Here is a 26,489-nt window from a genome sequence, read left to right as displayed (position 1 = left end):
TGGACTTGCCCGAATAACCGCCCGACCTATCCGACACAATGCGCAAGTGCCGGATAGGAACGGCAAAATTTTTTACACTTCTATTACTTCTTTATCGCACATCAGTAAAGAGCCAGGGCATCAAACAGCTGATGGCTGGTGCCGGAATCATGCTGCTGGGAACTACCCTGATTCCACAGCTGGCAACATTGTTCTCTTAAGAGGAGTGGTAGATGAACACCATCATTGAGAGAATTACGGAAGCGATAAAGGATATCCTGATCGGGCTTATCAAGTCAAGTTTGGATAACATGTTCACGTCTGTCAATGAGCAGGTGGGAACCATAGCCGGGCAGGTGGGACAGACACCGCAGGGATGGAATGCAGGGATTTTAATCTGATTCAGAATATATCCCAAACGGTGATTGTCCCCATTGCGGGACTGATCATCACCTTTGTCCTGTGCTATGAATTGATCACGATGGTAACACAGAAAAACAATTTCCATGAATTTGAGACTTATAACATTTTCCTCTGGATCTTCAAAGCGTATGTAGCCATTTATCTGGTGACAAATACGTTCAATATCACGATGGCGGTCTTTGATGTTGGCCAGCATGTGGTCAACAATGCCGCCGGGGTGATATCAGGAAACACTGCGGTGGATGCAACAGAAGCAATTACACGGATTGTGGATGCCCTGGAGGATATGGAGTTAGGGGATTTGTTCCTGCTATCCATGGAAACGATGTTGATCAGTGTTACCATGCACATTCTGTCAATTATCATTACGGTAATCTTGTATGGCAGGATGATTGAGATTTACCTTTACACTTCCATAGCACCAATTCCGTTTGCCACTATGACCAATAAGGAATGGGGCAATATCGGAAACAACTATTTAAAAGGCTTGTTCGCACTGGCATTTCAGGGATTCTTCATGATGGTCTGTGTGGGAATTTATGCAGTTTTAGTAAATGCAATGACCATATCCAGTGACCTTCATGCAGCAATGTTTTCAGTAGCGGCTTATACCGTGATTCTTGCATTTTCATTATTCAAGACCGGAAGCCTTAGCAAATCGATATTTAATGCCCACTAACGGGCAGGAAAGGAGCGCATACCATGGCGTATGTACCAGTACCAAAAGATCTTACCAAGGTCAAAACAAAAGTAGCGTTAAATCTGACAAAACGGCAGTTGATTTTCTTTTCACTTGCCGCAGTAGTGGGAATTCCGTTTTATCTGTTCATGAGAAAACCAATCGGTTCCAGTATCGCAGCCATCCTGATGGTAACGATCATGCTTCCATTTTTCTTCATGGCAATGTATGAAAAAGACGGGCTTCCATTTGAAAAAGTGGTGGCAAATATCATTCGACAGAAGTTTATCTGTCCGGCAGTAAGACCATATAAGACAGAAAATTTTTATCAGGAGATTTCCACCCTTGTAAAAAAGGAGGGTGTGCCGGATGGCAAAAAAGACAAAGCAGGAGGCTCAGCAGGAGCGTCTGTCCCTAGCGGAAAAAAGAAACCGTCAGGAAAGAAGAAACAAAAAAAGCAGAAAAGAAAGAGAACAGGAAAAGCGTAGGAAGAAGCAGGAACGGGACCGCAGGAAACAGAAAAACATTCCTACAACTGCACAGCAGAGTATTCCGTATATTCGGATGCTGCAGGATGGTATCTGCCAGGTGACAAAGACCTTTTTCTCTAAGACGATTCAGTTTTATGACATCAACTATCAGCTTGCTTTAAATGAGGATAAAACCACGATATTTGAAAATTACTGTGATTTCTTAAATTACTTTGATTCTTCCATCAGTGTGCAGCTGTCCTTTATCAATCAGCAGGTGGATGTGGCAGAATTTGAAAAAAGTATTGATATTCCGGATCAGAACGATGACTTCAATGCCATTCGTGAAGAGTACCGAACAATGCTGAAAAATCAGCTTTCCAAAGGAAATAATGGTCTGGTGAAGACAAAGTATATCACTTTTGGAATCGAAGCAGAAAACCTGAAGGTGGCAAGACCGAGGCTTGAAAGAATCGAAACAGATATCTTAAACAATTTTAAGGTTCTGGGAGCACAGGCACATTCCCTGAATGGTTTGGAAAGGCTGGAGATTATGTATCATGTGTTCAACCAGGATCGGATCGAACCATTTAAGTTCCAGTATAAGATGCTGCCGGAAACCGGATTAAAGACCAAAGATTTTATTGCACCGACTTCCTTTAACTTTTCCAAGAATCAGACATTTTTGATGGGAAGAACGATGGGGAGTGTGAGTTACCTGCAGATTCTTGCACCGGAGCTGACAGACCGGATGCTTGCAGACTTCCTGGATGTGGATGACAGCATCAATGTTAACATTCATATCCAGTCCATTGACCAGAGTTCTGCGATCAAGATGATCAAGAGTAAGATTTCAGATCTGGATAAGATGAAGATTGAAGAGCAGAAGCGAGCAGTACGTTCCGGTTATGATATGGACGTGCTTCCATCGGACCTTGTGACTTATGGAGAAGAGGCGAAGAACCTGTTGGAAGATCTGCAGTCTAGAAATGAGAGGATGTTCCTTGTAACGGTTCTGGTGATGAATACCGCAAGGAAGCGTCAGAAACTGGATAACAATATTTTCCAGGTGCAGGGAATTGCACAGAAATATAACTGTTCTTTAAAACAACTGGATTATCAGCAGGAAGCAGCACTCATGTCCTGTATTCCACTGGGAGTCAATCGAATTGAAATTCAGAGAGGGCTTACCACATCTTCAACAGCGATTTTCGTGCCATTTACGACACAGGAACTGTTTCAGGAAGGGGAAGCTCTTTATTATGGATTGAATGCATTATCCAACAACATGATCATGGTTGATCGGAAACGTTTGAAGAACCCGAATGGACTGATTCTTGGTACACCAGGTTCCGGTAAGTCCTTCTCAGCAAAGAGAGAAATTACAAACTGCTTCCTGATCACAGAAGATGATATCATCGTCTGCGATCCAGAAGCCGAATATTCGGCACTTGTGCAGGCACTGCATGGGCAGGTAGTTCGGGTTTCGCCAGTATCTGACCAGTATATCAATCCAATGGATCTGAACCTGAACTATTCCGAGGAAGATAATCCACTGTCACTGAAAGCAGATTTTATTCTGTCTTTGTGTGAGCTGATTGTTGGAGGAAAGAACGGACTGGAGCCGGTAGAAAAGACCATCATTGACCGCTGTGTACGGTTAGTATATCAGGAATATCTTGCCGATCCAGTGCCGGAGAAGATGCCAATCCTGGAGGATTTATATAATCTGTTGCGGAAACAGGAAGAGCCGGAAGCACAGCGTCTTGCAACTTCATTGGAGATTTATGTTACAGGCTCCCTGAATGTATTTAATCATCGCACAAATGTAGATATCAACAATCGTATCGTTTGTTTGATATCAAAGAGCTTGGAAAACAGCTGAAAAAGATCGGGATGTTGATTGTGCAGGACCAGGTATGGAACCGAGTGACTATCAATCGTTCCGCTCATAAATCTACTCGTTACTATGTGGATGAATTCCATCTTCTATTAAAAGAAGAGCAGACAGCAGCTTACAGTGTGGAAATTTGGAAGCGGTTCCGTAAATGGGGAGGTATTCCAACTGGTGAACTGGTTTGTTACTTGTTAGTCGCTTAAAGTGCAAACTATCGCCGTTCTGACTGAAACCGGCAAGTAAGTCAGAAGTATCAATGCGGAAAAAAACGGGAAAGGGGTAGCGACCTAATCCGAGTGGAAGGCTATTCATAATAGAATAGCCACACGCAACGCATAGAGCTTGAACCTGCATAAGCAGAATATAACAGCTCCAAGAGGCCGCATTGCCAGCCGGTACGATATAATCGTGGTAAAAAGATATGCTATGCTGAGCGTGAAATGACACGCTGATGAAAATGGGCGAAAGCCCCAGAGAGGTGGATAAAAAGCCGCCTGATAATAACAATCAGATAACACAGAATATCAAGGATTTGCTGTCTTCCAGGGAAATTGAGAATATATTTGAAAATTCAGATTTTATTTATATGCTCAACCAGGCTTCCGGAGACAGGCAGATTCTGGCAAAACAGCTGAATATCTCACCAACCCAGCTGTCCTATGTAACCAACAGTAATGAGGGTGAAGGACTTCTGTTCTATGGAAATGTCATTATCCCATTCGTAGACAGATTTCCGAAGAATTCCCTCTATAAAATCATGACAACCCGCTTGGAGGAAACTTCTGAAGCAGGTTAAATCAAAGGAGAAAACAATGTTACGAGCAATTTCATATGTATTAACTTTTAGTGGCGGTGCTGTTTTTGGCATCGCTTTTCTCTGTTTATTACAGGCAGGGAAAGGGTATCCGAAGAAGGAGGAGTAAGTAGTGGCAGAACAGAGAATGAAAGTCAGGGATAAGAAAGTCCAGAAGATGACCAAGGATGGTCTGGTGGAAGAAAACCTGACGGATAAATCTTCTGTTCGTGTCAGTAACCGTGCCAGTGATGTGCAGATGGGAGGAAAACAGGGGGAAAAAGAATTAAGCCTTGTGGATAAGTCTTCCCGCCAGTCTGAACGGAGTGGGAAAAATATTCGTCCTTCTGTGCAAAAATCCAGAGATGCACCGGAACTGATACGGACAGAGAAGCAAAGTGAGGATTTTGGACAAAATAGAAAGCAGCAAAACCGGAAAAGGATTCGTGCTGAAGTCGAAAAAGAATCCAGACTTGCAGAAAAATCTGAAGCCGGACAGTCAGGGAGACTGAAAGAAAAACGTGCTGATTTATCAGAAAACAGAGGAGACAGCCGGAGAAATCAGACCGGCGGCAGCAAAAAGCCAAAACAAAAACAGCGTTTGAAATTTGCTTATGAGGAAACTGGTGCTTCTGTGAAAAATGACAAAGATATGGAGAAATTGAACCAGATGGATACGGATGGAGTCAATTTCCGCCATCAAAAACAGAAGGAAAAAGCCAAAAGGTTTTCTTATGAGGAAGCAAAAAAGAAAAAGGAAGCTAAGCAGCATTCCAAGAAGGCACAGGTCTATCGGGCAAATGAAGGGGAAGCTCCTGGAAAGAAGAAATCCCGCTTGAAGTTTGGCGAAGGGGAATCTGTGAAAACAGAAAAAACTTCTGTTGCCAAGAAAGCAGGAAGTGCAACTTCCGCAGCATTGCACCGTGAGATCAGCAAAAATGAAGACGATAATGCGGCGGTAGAAGGTGCCCATAAGTTAGAAGAAAGCGGCGAAGGTGTTTACCGGCTGGAACAGAGAAGTGCCAGACGCAGGAAACAGAGGGCATCCAGAAAAAGAAGCAGACTTGAAAGACAGGAAGAGAAACAGACACAGGCGGCAACCCGTCAGGAGCAGAAGAAACTGAAAAAACAGATTCAGAAGCAACAGATCAAACGGGATTATGCCAAAGCGAAGCGAAGTGAACAGACAGTAGGAACAGCTACAAAAGGTACGATTGATTATATTAAGAAGATTGGCGGTAAGGTCACCAACTTCTTTAAAGAAAACCGGAAGGTGTATATCAGTGTAGCAGTTCTGATCGGATTGATGTTTCTGATCATAACGAATGTCACGTCTTGTTCTGCAGTGTTTTTACAAAATGTGATCACTTATACCGGAACCAGTTATCTGTCATCGGATCAGGCAATCCGGGAAGCGGAACTGTATTACACACAGCTGGAAGCTAATCTGCAGGAGCGGATCAACAACATGGAATCTGAAGAACCGGGACATGAGGAATACCGATATAACATCGGACCTATTGAGCATGATCCGTTTATCCTGATCAGTTATTTGTCAGCAAAGTATGAAGAATTTACCTTTGAACAGGTAAAGCCAGAACTGGATGCTCTTTTTGCATTGCAGTATCGGTTAGAAACAGAAGCAGTCAATGAGACTGTGACAGAGACAGCAACTGTAAGAGTTGGAGAATCTTTGGGACAGGTTGTAACAAGCGGATATTGTAACTGTCCAATCTGTTGTGGTATTTGGAGTGGAGGACCGACTGCCAGTGGAGCATATCCAACAGCCAATCATACCTTAGCAGTAGATGCTTCCAATCCGTTTGTTCCAATGGGAACAAAGGTGGTCATGAATGGAGTCGAATATACGGTAGAAGATACCGGAGCTTTCGCAAGATACGGTGTACAGTTTGATGTCTATTATGACAGTCATGCGGCAGCATCCGCACATGGTCATAAGACCTGGGAATGCTATCTGGCAGATGATAATGGAAGCCAGGAAGTGGAAGTGACCAGGACAAGAGATGTAGATGTGCTGAATGTCACCTTAAACAGCGGAAATCTGATGTCGATCTGTCAGGACAGGCTGGGATTTTTCCAGAAAGAACTGTTCAGTGCCTATAACGATACGAAAGGTAATTTACAGATGTTTGCGACACCGGTTGATTTTAACTGGTATTCCAGTGTGACAAGCTATTATGGATATCGGATTCATCCAATTTCAGGAGCAAATCAGCTTCATAATGGTATGGATATCGGAGCGCCGGAGGGAACAAAAGTAATGGCAGGGCTGACCGGAACGGTTACAACTTCTGCTTATAACGACAGCTATGGCAATTATGTTGTGATCAAGGACAGTAAAGGCTATGAACTGCGGTATGCACATTTAAGCAGCCGGAGTGTATCTGCAGGTGTATCCGTCACGAAAGGTGATGAGATAGGTCTTGTAGGAAATACTGGAAATTCTACAGGAAGCCATCTTCATATTGAACTTTTGAAAAATGGAGAGCGCTTAAACCCGATCTTTTATCTGGAAACTGGAGAAGGGGCAGGCTTTGGCGGCAATGAATACACCAGTGAAGCGGCACAGCGTTTGTTGAACGAAGCAGCGAGATATCTAGGAACACCGTATGTGTGGGGTGGATATTCTCCAAGTGGATTTGATTGTTCTGGATTTGTAAGTTACTGCCTGACAAACTCTGGTGTAAGGAATACAGGAAGATTGACTGCACAGGGACTGTATGACATCTGCACGCCGGTATCTCAGTCAGAAGCACAGCCGGGAGATTTGATCTTTTTTACAGGCACTTATGATGCAGGAGTTCCGGTAACGCACATTGGAATTTATGTGGGTAATGGTCAGATGATCCATTGCGGTCATCCAGTGCAGTACACGTCCATCAATTCACCTTATTGGCAGAGCCATTTTTATGGATTTGGACGATGGTAAGGAAAAGGGCGGTGTAACAGCCGTCCGGAAAGGAGAAGCGATGAAAAGTCTTGAAAAAGCAACGGCGGATTATGAGAAAGCCAAGGAAAAAATGGAAGCATCCAAAGCCAGATATGAAGCAGATTTAAAGCGGTTCAAGGCTGCGGAGATTGCAAAAACAGAAGCGGAAAATCTGGAAATTGTAAGAATTATCCGTGCAATGGATATGAGCATTCCAGAATTGGAAGCTTTCAAAAAGAGAATGAAAAATGAACTGCCCGGCAGGGTAGAAATACAGAAGGAGGAAACAAGGTCTGATGATGAATTTAGAGAAGATGAAACAGAAGAAATCTAAAAATAGCGTAAAAAAAGGATTGCTTGCGGCAACAACGATTCTTTGCCTGACATCGCCTATGTTGCAGACACAGACTGCTTATGCAGCTGAGAATACCACACCTGCGATTACGATTGAGAAACCGGATGGATGGAAACAGGGAGAAACAAGCATTGCTGTTACGGTAGATGCCAGTCATATGCCGGAAGGTTTCTCAATAGCAAAGATTGAAGCAAAAGCAGGAAAAGATGGAAACTGGCAGGATGTAACCGGAAGCGGAACTATCACGATCACTGGAAATCAGACAGTGTATGTGCGTGTGACAGATGGTGAGGGGAAGGTCTATGAGCAGAATCGCTCTATTAAGTGTTATGACACGGAAAAACCGACACTCTCTGCTTCCCTGACAGATGGTGTGCTGACGATTCAGGGGAATGATACAGTATCAGGGATTACTGCGGTAACAGTTAATGGCACCACTTATACAGATCTGAAGGATGGAATGCTGAGAGTGCAACTGACACAGAAAGATTTTATAACAAAACAGATTGAAATCACGGTAACAGATGGTGCCGGAAATACTTCTGAGAAGTATGTACTGCAGAATCCTTATTATGAATGGGCAAAGAAGCAGGCAGAGAAACAGAAAACATCCAGTGACAGTAATGGCGCAATGGCAACTACGACCAGTGCAGATGCAACGGGGACTGAGAAAACAACGACTTCACCGCTTCCGCAGGATGCACAGGCTTCTGAGCCGACAGATGCAAAAGGAACCGTGGATGATCGAACAGTAACAGGTATTGAGGAACAGCTTAATAAAGAAGGCGAGACAGCAGATTCTGTTACTAAAACAGCCACGGAAGGCACAAAAGAGTTTTATACCATTTCAACTAAGAGTGGTAAGATTTTCTATCTGATTATTGACAATTCAAAATCTCAGGATAATGTGTATTTCCTTACCGAAGTCAGTGAGAAAGATCTGATGAACTTCACACTTTCTGATTCAGTGACACTTCCGGAAGTGGATACGGTTTATGCAGAACCAGAGAAAAAAGCAGAGGAAGAAAAACCGGAAACGACAGAGTCAGCTGAGAAAGATAAGGTAGAGGATGAAATCCAGATGCCAGAAGATAAAAGTCCATTCGGAACGTATCTTTTGATTGCACTGGTTGCAGTCGGAGCTGCGGCAGGAGGATATTATTTCAAAGTCTATAAACCAAAGCATGAATATGATGACGAAGATGAGATGGAAGAGGATGAAGATGAATCCGAAGATTCAGAGTCAGAAAAACGGGAAGTAGACGATGCAGATGAGCAGGAAGAAAGTGCAGAACCGGAAATCCTGAGAGATGAAGATTTTAATGATGATGTACTGGAAGATGAAGAAGAGGAGCAGGAGTAAATGAAATTAGTGATTGCAGAAAAGCCATCGGTTGCGATGGCACTGGCTTCCGTGCTTGGAGCCAGAACAAGAAAAGATGGCTACGTGGAGGGAAACGGTTATATCGTTTCCTGGTGCGTAGGACATCTGGTTGGATTATGCGATGCATCGGAATACGATGAAAAATATAAAAAATGGAGATATGAAGATCTGCCGATTGTGCCGGAATGCTGGAGACACAAGGTTTTGGATGGAACAAAGAAGCAGTACGGAATCTTGAAAAAACTGATGAGAGATTCCAATATAGATGAAGTGATCTGTGCTACTGATGCAGGACGTGAAGGAGAGTTAATCTTTCGTCTGGTGTATGAGCAGGCAGGATGCAAAAAGCCGATGAAGCGGCTCTGGATCTCTTCCATGGAGGAACAGGCAATTAAAGATGGATTTGCGTCATTAAAAGACGGTTCGTGTTATGACAGTCTCTATCAGTCAGCACTTTGCAGGGCAAAGGCAGACTGGCTGGTGGGAATCAATGCGAGCCGTCTTTTTTCCGTTCTGTATAACCAGAATCTGAAAGTCGGAAGAGTGCAGACACCAACACTTGCCATGATTGTGGATCGAAATCAGAAGATCAAGGAATTTACCAAAGAAAAATATTATATGGCTCATATCAAGTTTGACGATATGGATGCAGTTACAGAGCATTTTCAGAAAAAAGAGGATGCAGATAAAGTGGCTGCGGACTGCCTGGAGCGGATGTGCGAAGTGGAAAAGGATGATGTGAAAGAGAAAACAGTCCGCCCTCCGAAGCTTTATGATCTGACCACCCTGCAGAGGGAAGCTAACAGAATGTTTGGCTATACCGCACAGCAGACATTGGATGCCGTGCAGGAGATGTATGAGCAGAAGCTTGTCACTTATCCGAGAACAGACAGCCAGTATCTGACAGATGAGATGGGAGAAAGCACAGAAACTCTGATTCAGATGTTACTTGGGAAAATGCCTTATGCTGAAGGCCTGGAATATCAGTCGGACGTTAGTAAGGTATTAAATTCAAAGAAAGTATCTGATCACCATGCGATTATCCCAACCATGGAAGTAGTCAAAGCAGATATTGGTGAACTGAAAGAGCGAAACCGCAAGATTTTGTATCTGATCAGTGCCAGGGTGCTGACAGCAACTGCAGATCCTTATATTTATGAGAGTCATAAATGCCAGATTACCTGTAATTATCATACGTTTTATCTCACGGCAAAGAAAACAAAGCAGGAAGGATTCAAGGCAATCGAAAATAAATGGAAACAGTTCTTTGGCGTAAAGATTGAGAAAGAAGAGCCGGAGCTGGATATCTGGGATGGCAAGCATTACGGCCCTTGTGATTCTTTTGTATCGGAGCATTTTACACAGCCACCGAAACAGTATACAGAAGATACCCTGCTTTCTGCGATGGAACGTGCAGGAAATGAAGAACTGACCGAAGATACGGAAAAGAAAGGACTTGGTACTCCGGCAACAAGGGCAGCCATCATTGAAAAACTGATTCAGTCTGGTTTTGTGAAAAGGGAAAAGAAAAATCTGGTGCCGACAGATGATGGCAATATACTGATTACGGTTCTGCCGGATGAGATTAAATCCCCGAAGATGACAGCAGAGTGGGAAATGGCATTGAATCACATTGCCCAGAATACAGAGACAGCAGATGAATTCCTAAATGGGATTACAGAGCTGATGCAGGAACTGGTTGCCAGATATCAGGGTATTTCAGAAGAAAAGAAAGGGCAGTTTCAGGGAAAGGCAAAAGGAGAAGTCATTGGCAAATGTCCCCGCTGTGGAGCTGATGTCAGGGAAGGAAAAGTAAACTTTTACTGTTCTGACCGGAACTGTGCTTTTACCTTGTGGAAGAATGATAAATTCCTTGCAAGCCAGGGGAAAAAGATGGATAAGGCGGCAGCAAAGAAGTTCCTGTCTAAAGGAAAAATCCATTATAAGGATCTGGTATCCAGAAAAACAGGGAGACAGTATGAAGCAACTGTGGAAATGGTTGATCCCGGCGAGGGGAATGTGCAGTTCAATCTGATTTTTCACAACGATAAGTAGTGTATTGCAGGCAGTCCAAGGACTGTCTGTTTTAATACAATTATTATGAAAGAGAGGACTTTAGCATGAAGAAAAAAGGTAATTTTAGAAAAGTAGTATCTGGCTTGCTGGCAGGCATGACAATGCTTAGTACCGTGTTATCTCCGATGACTGCATATGCAGCGGAGATTCAGCCAGAGGAAAAACCGCCACTTTATGAGGAAGTGAAAGACCTTCTGGATGAAGATGAGGTGGTGACTGCCAAAGATTATGAAATCGAAACAGGCAGTGTATTTGATGTGAAATCAGATTACACAGGACTGGAAATCAAGGATGATAACAAGGTCAAAGTCACATTCGGGGAAGCAAAGAACGACAAGGATGAGGATTTTACGACAGATCATGCGGACACTTACAAAGCGGTCTATTATGTGGAACCGGTAAATCAGGAGCATCCGAAGTATCAGATCAGCCGAAAGCTGATTGTGCGTGAGAAAGAAACAGAAACGCAGACAGAAACTGCAGGGAGTGAAGCAGTAACCGAATCCGAAACAGCTGGCAGTGAACAGCAGACAGAGGAAGCGGAGGAGTCAGAATCAGACTCGGAAATTACCGATATTGATGCTGATGAATTTGATGATTTAGTAGAGCAGGCACAGAATCAGGATACCTATGATGAAGAATCAGGGTTAGAGCTTCACGATGTTTTGGAACAGGCAGGAGACAAAGGTGTGGATCTTGATTCTATGGAAGAGGGAGAGATTGCAACATTTGAAGCAGTTTCGGCTTATTCAGCAAGAAGTACACAGCAGGTAACAATCGAAAAAGGACCTCTGTATAGATATGCAGATTATAATCTTGGAACCTATCTGACAGAGCCGTACTATATCAGCTACGGAAGCGTCAGAGCAACTGCGTATTGTGTACAGCCGGCAAAACCAGGACCAGGATCTGGAAATTATACAATCACAAAAATTGGAGACAATCAGGCGTTAGCAAAAGTGTGTTATTACGGCACAGATGCCGCAGGGAGCGAAAGCTTTTTTGCGAATAAACACACGGATTTCTCAGAAGGAAAAAGATTCATCATTATTCACATGGCTGCATCATATGCCAATGGAAGCAGTGATGCATTCTATGGAACAAATGCTACAGGCGAGGCTTTGGCAAAAGAACTCTATAGTTATTGTGTAAATAAGCCGGAAATACCAGATGTAGCGATGTCATTTTCCAAACCGAATGTAAAAGCTTATGTAGATGGAAATGTTCAGAGAACGGAGAACATTAAGTTCAATGCATCTTCCCAGCAGAAAATCACAATGGACTTACCAAAGGGAGTGAAGCTCCATAATGTATCTACTGGAAATGTAAGTGCGGCAGGTGCAAGCGTAACAATTGGAGGAGGAACCACGTTTTATCTTTCAGCGCCTCTGACACAGACAAAAGATGTAAGTGCTACTTTTTCTGCAAAAATGAAGGGTAGTATTACAAAAGATTATTCAGCATATAAACTGACTACGAATGCAAGTGTTCAGGACTTGGCATTTGTGTTTGGAGAAGGTGTCGCTGATGAAAAATATGTAAGCTTAAAGGTGTCCTGGATTGAACAGGCTACGATCGAAATCGTAAAGAAAGACGATACAGTGGATGTTAATCTTGCAGGTGCAGTATTCGGTGTATACAGCGATGAGGCTTGTACAAAGCTGATCACTCAGATGCCGGCAACAGATAAGAATGGAAAATCTTCTGTTACGATCATCAAGACACAGGATACTGTTTATCTGAAAGAGATCACAGCACCACAGGGATATGTAGTAAATGCAACGGCAACAAATGTAAAACTGCTAGCAAGTAAGACCTCAGCTGTAACCGTGGAAAATAAAGAACAGCTGGCAGAGCTTACCATTTATAAAGAAGGACAGGTTCTGACAGGAGCAGATGTCAGTGAAAATGGAACGGTATTTCAGTATGAAAACCGCAGACAGAAAAATGCAGTGTATAACGTATATGCCGGGGCAGATATCGTAACAGCTTATGGCACAAAAGTGTACAGCAAAGGTGACCTTGTAAAAGAAAACCTGACAACAGGTGAGAATGGTTCTGTCACACTGAAAAACCTGCATCTTGGAACCTACGTGGTAAAAGAAACAAAAGCACCGGACTCTTTCTATAACGGCAGCGAAGAAAAGTCAGTGACTCTGACTTATGCTGGTCAGAATAAAGAAGTTGTATTTGCAGATGTGACTTTTAACAACGAGAGACAGAAAGCAGATGTTTCCGTAGTAAAACAGGATAAAGACGCCAAGAAACCACTGAAAGGCGGTATTTTTGCTCTGTATGCATCCGATGATATCAGAAATGCAGACGGAACCGTTGTTGTGAAAAAAGGAACGCTGATTGAGAAAGCAACTACTGGTGCAGACGGAACTGCCAAATTCACAGCAGACCTGCCGATTGGATACTCCTATTCTGTAAAAGAAGATCAGGCACCGGAAGGCTATGTAAGAAATACAGAAGATGTGTATACGTTCAAGTTTTCTTACACTAATGATAAAGAAGCAACCGTATCTTTTGCCCATACTTTCAGCAATGACCGTGTGACAGCAAAGATCAATCTTTATAAAGTGGATAAAGAGACAGGAAAAGCAGTACCGCAGGGAGATGCCACATTGAAAAGTGCAGTTTATGGACTGTATGCCCGTGAAGATATCGTGCATCCGGACGGAGCAACCGGAACTATTTATAAAGCAGGAGAACAGGTAGCTTCTCTTACAACAGATGACAAAGGACAGGCTTCTGTAAATGGCTTGTATCTTGGCAAATATTATATCAAAGAGATTACACCGCCGACCGGATACCTGGCAGATACAGAAGAGCATGATCTTACGTGTAGTTATGAAGGAGATATGACAGCAGAAGTAAAAAGAGAATGCACTTCCAGTGAGCAGGTCATCAAGCAGCCATTTCAGATCATCAAAGCAGCCAACAATGGAAAGACCGATGCAGATCTGTTATCCGGAGCGGGATTCACAGTTTATCTGAAATCTTCCCTTACAAAGAAAGCAGATGGAAGCTACGACTTTGATTCTGCAAAACCTGTAGTGAGTGGAGAAAATGGAGCAACTGAGATTTTCACAGATGAAAAAGGTTATGCCTGCAGTATTCCATTATCATTTGGAAGCTATATCGTGCGTGAGACAACAACACCGCACAATTACAAGCCAGTTGATGATTTTGAAGTGAATATCACAGAGCATCATCCAAATGAGCCACAGATCTGGCGAGTGCTTCTGGATGAAGAGTTTAAGGCAAAACTGAAAATCGTGAAAAAAGACGATGAAACAAAGAAATCCGTCCTGATTGCAGGAACAGAATTTAAGGTATATGACCTGGACAACAAGAAGTATGTGGAGCAGGTAACAACTTACCCAGTGACAACTACTCACAAGTCCTATTTTACGGACAGCCAGGGATATCTGATCATGCCGAAGAATCTGAAGATCGGACATTACCGGATTGAGGAAGTCAACGCACCGGAAGGGTACACAATCAATAAGAACTATGTAGAGATTGCGGTGGATGCAAATACAGCATACCAGATGGATTCTGAGAGCGGAGATGCCATTATTACGGTAGACTACGAGAACCATCCGGTAAAAGGAAAGCTGACGATCTATAAAAAAGGTGAGATGCTGACCGGATTTAAAAAGGACTTTGTTTATGAAGAAAGATACCTGAAGGGTGCATCATTTCATGTCTATGCAGCTGAAAATATCTATACACCGGATTATCAGAAAGATGAAAACGGAAACAGACAGCTGATCTATGCAAAAGATGCACTGGTAACAACGGTAACGACCGGGGAAGACGGAAAAGCAGTTGCTGATAATCTGCCGCTTGGTTCTTACTATGTAGTAGAAAAGACTGCACCGGAAGGATTTGTCCTGAACCATGACAGATCGGATGTCGCATTTGTCTATGCAGATCAGGATACACCTGTAATCGAACAGGAAGTGACTGTTGGCGATGACCGCCAGAAAGTTGTAATCCAGGTAGAAAAACAGGATGCAGAAAATGGTACAACCGTAGCAGGGGCTGTCTTTGGTATCTATAACAAAGAGGATATCAAGGCAGATGGAAAAGTGATTGTGAAAGCAGATACACTCTTACAGAAAATGACTTCTGATAATGATGGTCTTGCAGCATGTACGCTGGATCTGCCACTTGGACAGTATTATGTGAAAGAGTTAAAAGCACCGGCGGGATTTGTATCCTCTGATGAAATTCTGAATCTGGATGCTTCTTACCAGGGACAGGATGTGAAGACAGTAAAACTGAAAACAGTGAAAAAGAACCAGCCGACAACAGTAGAAATCACGAAATCTGATGTAACAACAGGTGTGGAACTGGATGGGGCAAAACTCACCGTTCTTGATAAAGAAGGAAATGTTGTGGATCAGTGGATTTCTGTAAAAGATCAGCCACATGTGATCAAACGACTGACAGTTGGAGAGGAATACACACTTCGTGAGGAAATGGCACCTTATGGTTATCTGAAAGCAACGGATGTGAAGTTCACGCTGGAAGATACCGCAGATATTCAGAAAGTAGAGATGAAAGATGAAGTACCGACAGGACTTCTGATCATCAACAAAAATGGAGAGTTTTTGGATAAAGTGACACTTCTGGACAATGTAAAAGGTACTGTGGAGCATCTCTTTGAATATGTAACTGGAAGTCTTACAGATGTAACTTTCGATGTATTTGCTGCGGAAGATATCAAAGCGGCAGATGGTGTCAGTGAAGATTATTTCAAAGCAGATGAAAAAGTAGGAACCATTACTACGGATTCCAATGGTATTGCACAGATGGGAGATCTACCGGCTGGCAAGTACTATGTGAAGGAAGTAAAAACAGCCCATGGTTATGTGCTGGATAAAGAGCCGAGATATGTTGATCTTTCCTACCGTGATCAGGACACACCAGTCATTACTTATGATGAGAAATGGCAGAATGCCCGTCAGAAAGTAAAGGTTACGGTTGTGAAGAAAGAAAAAGATACAGACCGTGTCCTTGCAGGTGGTGTCTTCGGTCTTTACACCAGTGAAGATATCAAAAATGCAAAGGGCGAGGTACTCCTTGAGAAAGACAGTCTGATCGAGCAGCGAGTAACGGATGAAAAAGGACAGATTACTTTTACGGCAGATCTTCCGGTAGATGGAAAATACTATGTGAAAGAAATCTTTGCGCCGGACGGATTTGTTACAACAGAAGAAGTACAGGAATTTACCTTTGAATATGCCGGAGAAGACCAGGCAGAAGTAAGCTACGACTTTACTTTTGAAAATCAGCCAACCACAGTGGAGCTGTCCAAAACAGACCTGACAACAGGTAAAGAACTTCCAGGTGCACACCTGAAAGTAACGGATTCAGATGGCAATACAGTAGATGAATGGACTTCTACGGAAGAATCCCATGTGATCAAAGAACTGGTTGTTGGTAAGAAATACACCATGACAGAGACAAAACCGGCAGATGGATATGTCACTGCAGAAAGTATTACTTTCACAGTAGAGAATACAGCAGAGGTTCAGAAGCATGAGATGAAAGATGATGTGACAAAAGTAGAGATCAGTAAGACTGATATCACAGGAGAAACTGAGATTCCAGGTGCGAAACTGACAATTCTCGATGAGGATGATCAGGTAGTAGAGAGCTGGACTTCCACAGAGGAAGCACACTATATCGAAAAACTTCCAATCGGTAAATATACCTTACGTGAAGAGCAGGCACCGAAAGGATATCTTCTGACATCGGATGTTAGTTTTGAAGTAAAGGATACTGGAGAGATCCAGAAAGTAGCTATGAAAGATGACACTGCCAAGGGAAAAGTGATTCTCAATAAGACAGATAAATCATCAGGAGAACTGCTGAAAGGGGTAGAATTTGAACTCCGTGACAGCAAAGGAAAGGTACTGGAAACCTTAAAGACAGACGCTGCCGGTCATGCAGAAAGTAAGCTGTATGAGATTGCCACATTTAAGAACGGCAAATATGATACAGCAATCAAGTATTATCTGGTGGAAACAAAAACACTGGACGGATACACACTGGATCAGACCAAGCATGAAGTGACATTTGCCTATGCAGATGACAGTACACCGGTTGTAGAAGTTACCTTTAATCTGACAAATGAGAAACCGGAAGTTCCAGAAACACCGAACACACCGGATATACCACAGTCCAATGAAGAGACAAAGGTATCAAACGCACCGAAAACAGGTGACAGCACGAATATCTGGCTGCCAATCTTGCTTCTTGTAATCTCCACAGGAGGTATGGCAGGACTTTATATCAGCAGGAAAAGGAAATAAGGAAACTAAAACCAACGGTTATGATTGGGAGCTTCTATGTGAGGCTCCCTTTTTCATACAAAAAAATCACAGAAAGGAACAGAAAACTATGATGAAAGCAATGGAAAAAAGACAGGAAGCACGAAAAAACCAGGAGAAAACAGTAAAGAGAATGATGGCTTATCAGAAGAAAGCCGAGCAGATGGTCAGCAGAAAAAGAATGAACCATCACATGATCAGAAAGGGGTAAAAGCGTATGATGAACAGAAAAGAATTTTATGAATATGTCAAAGACAATGTAAAGGAGTATCTGCCAGAGTCTTATAAGGACGCAGAAATTAAACTTCAGGAAGTAGAAAAAAACAACGGTTTGAAGTTGACAGGTATTACGATTCCAAACGGAGATCAGAGAATCGTACCGACAGTCTATCTGGATTCCCTCTACCAGGAATATATCCATGGAAAAGATGTAGACTCTTGTGTTGGCGATGTGGCTGATATGCGTATTGAGGCACAGGGAAAAGCAGAATTTTTTGATATGGGAGTTCCAGATATTCTGGATTATGAAAAGATGAAGGACAAATTACAGATGAGAATTTGTGATAAGGAATGGAATACCGATCTTCTTGCAGATAAAGTAGTCACAGAACACGGAGATTTTGCAGCTTATTATGCAGTAAATCTGGAGGAAAATGGAGAAGGGATCAGCAGTATTCCGGTAACTGTTTCTCTGATGAACGAGTGGGGAGTATCTGCCGAACAGATTCAAGCGAATGCGATGGTGGCAGACCGAAAACGTGGTGTCACACTTATGGATATGAATGAGATTATCAAATCTATGATTTTTGGTGAAGAACCAGAAAACCTGCTGAATGAAAAAATGGATATGGAAGCCATGGAAAACCCAATGTTCTGTCTGACAAACAAAGCTAAGATGAATGGAGCTTCCCTGTTACTGCAGGAAGATATTCGTAAACAGATTGGGGAATGCCTGGGAAGTGATTACTTTGTCATCCCATCTTCCATTCATGAAGTGCTGATTCTTCCTGATAACGGCATTTTTCAGGTTCCGGAATTAAATGCGATGGTACAGGAAGTCAATGAGACACAGGTGGAAAGACAGGAACAGCTTTCGGATAAGGTTCAGTTCTGTGATAAAAAGACCGCAGTAATGGAAAATGCTGAGCGTAGGGAAGCACGTTTGGAGAAAGAAAAAGCAGCCGAAAAAGCGGAAGTAAAAGGTGGAATCCATGGAAGACTGGAAAAAGCCAAGGCAGAGATCAAGGCAAAAGAGGCAGACAAAGTGCCAAAGAATAAGTCAAAAGATCTTGCCGCAGCATTATAAAGAGAAACAACGATGATTTTAAGGGGACTGTACTAAGCAGTCCCTGATTTTATGAAAAGGAGTAGCACATGGCAAATAAATTATATGCAATGGAACAGCTGACGGAAGAGGTGGCAAAAGATGTAGCTGCCAGTCCGCAGGAATGGATGCGGTTCCTAAACACTTCATCCAGACTGTACAAATACACTTTTCCAGAACAGCTTTTAATTTATGCACAGCGACCGGAAGCAACTGCCGTAGCATCCATGGAAATCTGGAATCAGAAGATGTACCGCTGGATAAAAAAGGGATCCAAGGGGATTGCCTTGATTGACAATACTTCCGGACCAAAAACAAAACTTCGGTATGTATTTGATGTGCAGGACACTTATAAAGTGCGGAATCTGGGAAAAGATCCACAGTTATGGAATCTTCCAATGGAAGGTGAACAACTGGTTGCAGATTATCTGCAGGAGCAGTTATCACTGGAAGATACAGAAGGAGGGCTTGCTGAAAGTCTGCATCAGGCAGCGAAGGAGAGTATGCAGGAATGGCTTCCAGATGCATTGGAAGAACTGAGACTGGATGTGACAGGGACATTTTTGGAAGAACTGGACGAACAGAATCAGGAAGTAGAATTCCGGGAACTGATGACCAATAGTGTCTGGTATGTATTACTAAACAGGTGTGGACTGGATGTACAGGAATATCTGGATGCAGAGGATTTTCGGCATATTACGGACTTCAATCAGCTGAAAGTATTAGGACATCTGGGAAGTGCAGTCAACGAGATCAGCAGACCAGTCCTGATGCAGATTGGACGATATGTGCTGAAGGATCTGGAAAATGACCTGAAAACGGTTGCAAAAGAAAAAGAAGTAGTTTATAATGAATTTAACACGTTAATTCGTGAAAGTATCAAAAAGAATGTTAGCAATAAAGATGAAAATAAGGAGGAAATAGTCAATGAGAGAGATCACTTACAGCCAGAACGGAGAGTATCAGATTCCAAATATCAGCCTGGAAGAGACGAGAGGAACGATCGGGAAATATGGAATGATGAGGAAAGAGTATCTGAGAAATCACAAGGTGGCGAGGTTCAACATTCTGACACTGCAGAACCGTCTGGACAGTCATCTGATGGAGATCGACAGTCAGGCAAGACAGAGAGTAGACAACCTGATGAACGAACTTCTGGAGAAAGATCCGGCACCGGACAAGATGGCAGACACAATGGCGTGGACCAGACACATGAACCAGATCAAAGCACAGGCAGAGGAACTGGTGATTCAGGAGATTATTTACAGTTAAGCCTGTTCCCAACAGAAGAGGAACAGTTAGGGGAAATAAGAAAAGCGGCAGCTGCATTAGAACAGCCTGCCGCTTTTCTTATTTCCGATGAAGTGGTAAATGATATTCTCCGCACGGGAAGCGGACAGAAAAATACACTGTTTCATATTACAGCAAGACTGATTGAAGGTCTGGATAATGAAGAAATGCGGAGTTTTCTGAAAGATGAATATGGAACTGGTGGCAAAGGATTTACCATAGATGATCAGAAAATCAGTATCTGGTATGACAATGATGGTATCCGTATCCGGCGAGGGGACTCTGCCAGAAGAAACTTTGACCGCATGGTTACGTGGGAAGAAGCAGCGAACAGAATTCGGGATATGTATGAGGATGGAAATTACGTGGATAATTTGATTTCCAATAATGCCATTGAACAGGAGCAGGAAGAAATGACCAATCTTCTTGCACTTCATTTTCGGGATACTTGCAGAAACTGGGAAAAGAAACAATCATATTCAGACTGGCAGGATGTAGTGAGTGGAGCATGGACAGATCAAGAGGAAGCAGATGCGATTGTCTATCGTTTTGAATGGCTGCAGAAATATATGGATGAGAATCCGGGAGATTATCACCGCTGGGAGATTCAGCATAATCCGGAATATTTCCAACGCTTTCAGGATCTTCAGAGGGAGCGTTCCTGGGTAGACCAGAAATTTACGGTCGAACGTCCGGCACTATCCTTTATCACACAGGATGAAATTGACGCAGTGTTAAGAAGAGGCGGCATTACTGCAGGAGGACGTAACCGAATCTATGAGTATTTCATGGAACATCATGATATGAAAGATGCAGCTGAGTTCCTGAAAAATGAATATGGAACAGGTGGTTCTTCACCCGGAATACCAGGAGCAGATGCTTCTGACGCATCCCACGATGCAAAAGGATTAAAGCTCGGAAAAGGGAAGATTGGCAATTCAGAGGTAGAAGTTTTATTAAAGTGGAATAAGGTTGCAGAACGTGTTCGTCAGTTAATCCGCACAGATGATTATTTGTCACCGGAAGAAATGGAAAAGTACGAAGAGCGACAGGAAGCACAAAGACTGGCAGACCTGGAAGAAGCACAGCAGATGTTAGGAGAACAGCTGGAACAGGATACTTTTACAGCGGAAGATATAACGGATCTGCGACTAGTTGATTCAGAATATATGTCCGGTACCAGAACAAAAATCTATGATTTTGCTTGCAAAGTTAAGGGAGAAGAGAATCGACTTCAATACACATTAGAATATCATGATGATGGAGAAGGTTTCACGATTCATACGGAAAAAGATGATATTTGGGAGCGAATGTCAACACAAGAATTGGAACGTCTGGATGTAAAACTTGGACAAGAAGTACTTTATTATCATTATCACAACAAAACAGTAAATGCGGATACCTTAGATAAATTACGGGAAATCAAGGAAGAAATCATGGAGGAAGAGTCTTCCTATTTTACTGCTATTTCTAAACGTGTGTGGACAGATTATGATAAAAAAGAAAAAGAACTGTCGGGAGAAGTTGAGGTATCAGAAGAAAAAGAATCATTGGAAGAGATTAACGGAATAGCAGAACTGATTCCAGCAACGAACTTCCATATCACAGATGATGAACTTGGACAGGGAACATCGAAGGAGAAATTCCGAGCCAATATTATGGCTATTCAGCTGTTAAAAAAATGTGAGGATGAGAACCGCAATGCGACACCAGAGGAACAGGAAATCTTATCCAGGTACGTCGGCTGGGGAGGTCTTGCAGATGCATTTGATGAGACAAAATCTGCATGGGAGACAGAATATCTGGAATTAAAGACCGTCCTTACACCGGAAGAATATGCTGCAGCCAGAGCTTCCACATTAAATGCTCATTATACACAGCCGATTGTGATTGAAAGTATGTATCAGGTGTTGGAGAATCTGGGATTTACAAAGGGAAATATCCTGGAGCCATCTATGGGAGTCGGGAACTTCTTTGGAAAGCTTCCAGAGAATCTAAACCAGTCCAAACTCTATGGAGTGGAACTGGACAGCATCAGTGGCAGAATTGCTAAACTTCTCTATCCAGATGCCAATATCCAGATCAAAGGCTTTGAGAAGACGGATTATCCCAATGATTTCTTTGACGTGGCAATCGGAAATGTGCCATTCGGTGCATATAAGGTCAATGACCGTCAGTATGACCGCTACAATTTTATGATTCATGATTACTTTCTTGCCAAGACTATAGATCAGTTACGTCCAGGTGGTGTAGCTGCGTTGATCACAACAAAGGGAACTATGGACAAGGCATCACCGGAAGTCCGGAAATATTTGGCAGAGCGTGCAGACCTGCTTGGGGCAATCCGACTGCCGAACACAGCTTTTAAGGCAAATGCAGGAACAGAAGTCAGTGCTGATATTTTGTTTTTCCAGAAGCGTGAGAGTTTCACAAAAGAGATGCCAGACTGGGTGAATTTGGAGAGTGATGCAAATGGGATTACCATTAACAAGTATTTTGTTCAGCATCCGGGATTGATTCTCGGTGAGATGAAAGAAGTGTCCGGTCCGTATGGTATGGAAACAACCTGTGCTCCAATGGAAGGAGCTGATCTGGAATTACAGTTACAAGAAGCTGTAAAACACATCAGGGGAAGCATGGTAGCGGCAGTAGATATAGAGGCAGAACTGGATGAGATGCCAGAGAGTATTCCGGCAGATCCGAATGTCCGAAATTACAGCTATACAGTGGTAGATGATCAGGTATATTACCGTGTCAATTCTTTGATGAATCAGGTGAAAATGCCTGCAGCCACTGCAGAACGTGTAAAAGGCATGGTTGCAATCCGTGATACCGTTCGTGAACTGATCGCCATGCAGATGGAAGAATTTGTCACAGACGAAGAAATCCAGAAACAGCAGAAAAAACTGAATCAGGTGTATGATACCTACACAGCAAAGTATGGAGTTATTGGAAGTAATGCTAACAAACGGGCATTTTCTGATGACTCTTCTTATTGTCTGCTGTGTTCCCTGGAAGACTTGAATGAAGATGGAACATTGAAGCGGAAAGCGGACATGTTCACCAAACGAACCATTAAAAAGGCGGTCGCTGTGACAAGTGTGGAGACAGCCACAGAAGCACTTGCTCTGTCCCTAAATGAAAAGGCTAAAGTAGATCTTCCATATATGGCACAGTTGACCGGAAAGACCGAAGAGAAAATCACAGAAGAGCTGGTTGGAGTTATCTTCAAAAATCCAGTGACAGACCAGTGGGAAAGCGGAGATGAATATCTGTCTGGAAACGTCAGAGATAAATTAAATACAGCGAGAACTTTTGCAGAGAATCATCCAGAATTCACACCGAATGTCCGTGCATTGGAGGCAGTTCAGCCGAGAGATCTGGAAGCATCGGAGATTGAAGTGCGTATTGGAGCCACCTGGATTGAACCTTCGGATTATCAGGAGTTTATGGTGGAACTGCTTCATACGCCGAGGTATCTTGCACAGAAGGAAATACAGGTAAAATTCTCTGAGGTAAATGGTGAGTGGAGGATTACAGGAAAGAACGCCGACAGTCCAAGAAATGCGTTTGCCTATGCAACGTATGGAACGGAGAGAGCAAATGCCTACCGGATTCTGGAAGATACCTTGAATCTAAAAGATGTTAGAATCTATGATAAGGTCGTAAATGACAATGGGGATGAAGTGCGAGTTTTGAATAAAAAAGAAACTATGTTGGCATCACAAAAGCAGGATGCCTTGAAAGCCGCATTCCAAGATTGGATTTTCAAGGATCAGCAGAGGAGAGAAAGGCTGGTAAGCGTGTACAATGAGCGTTTCAATAGTATCCGTCCCCGTGAATATGATGGAAGTCATTTGACTTTCCCAGGAATGAACCCGGAAATAGAGCTTCGTCCGCATCAGAAAAATGCAGTCGCACATCAGTTATACGGTGATAATGTGCTTTTGGCACATGTAGTAGGAGCTGGGAAGACTTACGAAATGGTAGCGGCGGCAATGGAGAGCAAACGTCTGGGATTATCACAAAAGAATCTCTTTGTTGTGCCAAACCATTTGACAGAACAGTGGGGAGCGGAGTTCCTTCAGTTATATCCAGGAGCAAATATTTTGGTAGCAACCAAGAAAGATTTTGAACCAGCAAACCGAAAGAAGTTCTGTGCCAGAATCGCTATGGGAAATTACGATGCTGTTATTATTGGTCATTCCCAGTTTGAACGTATTCCAATCTCTGATGAGAAACAGGAAGCCATGCTTCAGAGGCAGATTGATGATCTGGAAATGGCAATCCAGAGTGCAAGGTATGAACAGGATGGTGGACGTTATACCGTCAAACAGATTGAAAAGACAAGAAAAACACTGCAGACAAGGCTGGAAAAACTGAATCAGAAAGAGAAAAAAGATCAGGTGGTTACGTTTGAAGAACTGGGAGTGGATCACTTGTATGTAGATGAAGCACACAGCTATAAAAATGCATTTCTCTATACAAAAATGAGGAACGTAGCTGGAATTGCACAGAACGAAGCACAGAAATCTGCAGATATGTTCAATAAATGTCAGTATCTGGACGAGATTACCGGAGGAAAAGGCATTACCTTTGCTACGGGCACACCGATCAGCAACAGCATGACGGAATTATATGTTATGCAGAGGTATCTGCAGAACAGTAAATTACAAAATATGGGACTTGGACTGTTTGATTCCTGGGCCTCCACCTTTGGCGAGGTAGTCACGAGCATTGAGCTTGCACCGGAAGGAACAGGCTACCGTGCAAAATCAAGATTTGCACGGTTTTATAATATTCCGGAACTGATGAATATGTTTAAGGAGATTGCAGATATCAAGACTTCCGATCAGTTAAAACTTCCTGTGCCGGAAGCAGAATATGAAACAGTGGTGCTGAAACCAACGGAACAGCAGAAAGAAATCGTAGAAAGTCTGGGGGAACGTGCAGAAGTTGTCAGAAACGGAGGGGTAGATGCCTCGGTTGATAATATGCTGAAAATTACCAATGATGGAAGAAAATTAGCATTGGATCAGCGTTTGGTGAACGAATTATTGCCAGATAATCCAGAAAGCAAAATATCAGTCTGTGCAGAGAAAAGCTATGAGATCTGGAAAGACACAGCAGCACAGAAATCGGCACAGCTGATTTTTTGTGACTTGAGCACACCGAAAGGTGATGGCAGTTTCAATGTTTATGACGACTTGAAGCAGAAACTGATGGAAAAAGGTGTACCGGAAAAAGAGATTGCATTCATTCATGATGCAAATACAGAAGCAAAGAAGACGGAGTTGTTTGGAAAAGTGAAATCCGGGCAGGTTCGTTTTTTGATTGGTTCGACAGCAAAGATGGGTGCTGGGACCAACGTGCAGGATCGTCTGATTGCACTGCATCATCTGGATATTGGCTGGAAACCATCTGACTTGGAACAGAGAGAAGGGCGTATCATCCGCCAGGGAAACCATAATAAAAAGGTTCATATCTTCCGGTATGTAACAGAATCCACATTCGACAGCTACATGTGGCAGTTGATCGAGAATAAGCAGAAATTCATTTCTCAGATTATGACCAGCAAAGCACCTGTGCGAAGCTGTGAAGATGTGGACGAAGCGGCACTTTCCTATGCAGAGGTAAAAGCTCTTGCAACCGGAAATCCGGCAGTAAAAGAGAAGATGGCATTAGATGTGGATGTGGAGAAATTAAAGCTTTTAAAAGCCAACCACATGAATAACCAGTACCGCCTGGAAGATGATATTGCAAGGAATTTTCCACAACAGATTGCAAAACTGACAGAAATCATTGACAGCTACAAGGCAGACATCGCTCATTATTCTGAGCATAAAATCACAGATCCAGAGCAGTTTACTATGGAGATTGGTGGCAAAGTGTTCACAGAAAAGAAAGAGGCAGGAGCAGCACTTCTGGCGGTATGTAAAGATATTAAATCAGTAGATGCTGCGATGGATATCGGAAACTATCAGGGATTCAATATGAGGATTCAGTTTGATGGCTGGAGTAAAGAATTTATTCTATCTGTTAAAAATGAGGCTGTCTCGAAAGTTCATCTTGGAGCAGATGTACTTGGAAATATTACCCGTATCAACAATCTGTTGGACAGTTATCCAGAGAAGCTTTCAGAAGCACAACAGAGACTGGAAACAGTGTATGAACAGCTGGCAAATGCGAAAGAAGAAGTGGGAAAGCCATTTCCAAAAGAAGAGGAGTTGAACCAGAAACTGGAGCGACTGTCAGAGCTAAATGCTTTGCTCAATATGGATGAACGGGAAGATGCAGAAGCAGAGGTATCTGAATCAGATGAGAAAGAAGAAAGACCGACACGTGGTTCTATCCATGAAAAACTGCAGATTTATAAAGAAAAGAGTCAGCGGGAAAGTGAAACTGGAAAGGAAAACAGAAAACGGGACTTCGGTCTGGAATAAATAAACAGGAAAGATGGCATAATCTGGCAGAAAGAATGTTCTGTGGGTTATGCCATTTTTCAGAATATAGGAGGAA

General features: G+C 42.8%; 9 protein-coding genes and 4 pseudogenes. All 13 read left to right on the top strand.

Translation table 11 applies throughout. From position 1 onward, the window contains the following. Positions 1-107: 107 nt before the first annotated feature. A pseudogene (locus DW904_RS25855) lies at positions 108-200 on the top strand (Maff2 family protein); the annotation flags it as partial. Positions 201-212: 12 nt separating this feature from the next. Continuing rightward, positions 213-1,081, top strand: a pseudogene (locus DW904_RS16900) (CD0415/CD1112 family protein). Positions 1,082-1,104: 23 nt separating this feature from the next. Beyond that, complete coding sequence (locus tag DW904_RS16895) at positions 1,105-1,569, top strand: PrgI family protein (RefSeq protein WP_117457256.1); 465 nt, start codon at positions 1,105-1,107, stop codon at positions 1,567-1,569. Next, positions 1,451-3,651: pseudogene (locus DW904_RS16890) on the top strand (conjugal transfer protein TraE). The gene DW904_RS16895 and the pseudogene DW904_RS16890 overlap by 119 nt, the downstream one beginning before the upstream one ends. A gap of 308 nt (positions 3,652-3,959) precedes the next feature. Beyond that, positions 3,960-4,244: pseudogene (locus DW904_RS16885) on the top strand (conjugal transfer protein TraE); the annotation flags it as partial. A 175-nt stretch (positions 4,245-4,419) separates the two neighbouring features. Beyond that, positions 4,420-7,191, top strand: a complete 2,772-nt coding sequence (locus DW904_RS16875; RefSeq protein ID WP_347562182.1) for a peptidoglycan DD-metalloendopeptidase family protein — start codon at positions 4,420-4,422, stop codon at positions 7,189-7,191. Then, positions 7,172-7,525 carry a DUF4315 family protein gene (locus tag DW904_RS16870; RefSeq protein ID WP_243006457.1) on the top strand — a complete coding sequence of 118 codons (354 nt, stop codon included), beginning with the start codon at positions 7,172-7,174 and terminating at the stop codon, positions 7,523-7,525. Before DW904_RS16875 ends, DW904_RS16870 begins: the two co-directional genes overlap by 20 nt. Beyond that, positions 7,488-8,909, top strand: a complete 1,422-nt coding sequence (locus DW904_RS16865) for a CD1107 family mobile element protein (RefSeq protein WP_330421645.1) — start codon at positions 7,488-7,490, stop codon at positions 8,907-8,909. Before DW904_RS16870 ends, DW904_RS16865 begins: the two co-directional genes overlap by 38 nt. After that, positions 8,910-10,985: a DNA topoisomerase 3 gene (locus DW904_RS16860; protein WP_118485835.1), complete on the top strand. Its 2,076-nt coding sequence runs from the start codon at positions 8,910-8,912 to the stop codon at positions 10,983-10,985. Between the two features lie 65 nt (positions 10,986-11,050). Next, entirely contained in the window at positions 11,051-17,338 is a 6,288-nt protein-coding gene (locus DW904_RS16855; protein WP_118582945.1) for a SpaA isopeptide-forming pilin-related protein, read from the top strand. A gap of 88 nt (positions 17,339-17,426) precedes the next feature. Continuing rightward, complete coding sequence (locus DW904_RS23025; protein WP_008688072.1) at positions 17,427-17,567, top strand: hypothetical protein; 141 nt, start codon at positions 17,427-17,429, stop codon at positions 17,565-17,567. Between the two features lie 6 nt (positions 17,568-17,573). Then, positions 17,574-18,662, top strand: coding sequence for a DUF5688 family protein (locus DW904_RS16850; RefSeq protein ID WP_117457260.1), 1,089 nt, complete (start codon positions 17,574-17,576; stop codon positions 18,660-18,662). Positions 18,663-18,730: 68 nt separating this feature from the next. Then, the gene (locus DW904_RS16845) at positions 18,731-26,413 is read left to right on the top strand and encodes a DEAD/DEAH box helicase family protein (protein ID WP_118582942.1); all 7,683 of its coding nucleotides are present in this window, start codon (positions 18,731-18,733) and stop codon (positions 26,411-26,413) included. Positions 26,414-26,489 lie beyond the last annotated feature (76 nt).

It is taken from the genome of Ruminococcus sp. AM42-11, assembly GCF_003480145.1.
In the GTDB taxonomy this organism is placed as follows: domain Bacteria; phylum Bacillota; class Clostridia; order Lachnospirales; family Lachnospiraceae; genus Blautia_A; species Blautia_A faecis.
The sequence above is the reverse complement of the archived record's forward strand: the minus strand, read 5'-3'. Positions and strand labels throughout refer to the sequence as shown.

What these genes read in the sequence shown, in the direction of transcription:
- DW904_RS16850 (WP_117457260.1), top strand. Translation starts at nt 17,574, where the DNA reads ATGATGAACAGAAAAGAATTTTATGAATATGTCAAAGACAATGTAAAG.
- DW904_RS16865 (WP_330421645.1), top strand. Translation starts at nt 7,488, where the DNA reads ATGATGAATTTAGAGAAGATGAAACAGAAGAAATCTAAAAATAGCGTA.
- DW904_RS23025 (WP_008688072.1), top strand. Translation starts at nt 17,427, where the DNA reads ATGATGAAAGCAATGGAAAAAAGACAGGAAGCACGAAAAAACCAGGAG.
- DW904_RS16860 (WP_118485835.1), top strand. Translation starts at nt 8,910, where the DNA reads ATGAAATTAGTGATTGCAGAAAAGCCATCGGTTGCGATGGCACTGGCT.
- DW904_RS16870 (WP_243006457.1), top strand. Translation starts at nt 7,172, where the DNA reads ATGGATTTGGACGATGGTAAGGAAAAGGGCGGTGTAACAGCCGTCCGG.
- DW904_RS16855 (WP_118582945.1), top strand. Translation starts at nt 11,051, where the DNA reads ATGAAGAAAAAAGGTAATTTTAGAAAAGTAGTATCTGGCTTGCTGGCA.
- DW904_RS16845 (WP_118582942.1), top strand. Translation starts at nt 18,731, where the DNA reads ATGGCAAATAAATTATATGCAATGGAACAGCTGACGGAAGAGGTGGCA.
- DW904_RS16895 (WP_117457256.1), top strand. Translation starts at nt 1,105, where the DNA reads ATGGCGTATGTACCAGTACCAAAAGATCTTACCAAGGTCAAAACAAAA.
- DW904_RS16875 (WP_347562182.1), top strand. Translation starts at nt 4,420, where the DNA reads ATGACCAAGGATGGTCTGGTGGAAGAAAACCTGACGGATAAATCTTCT.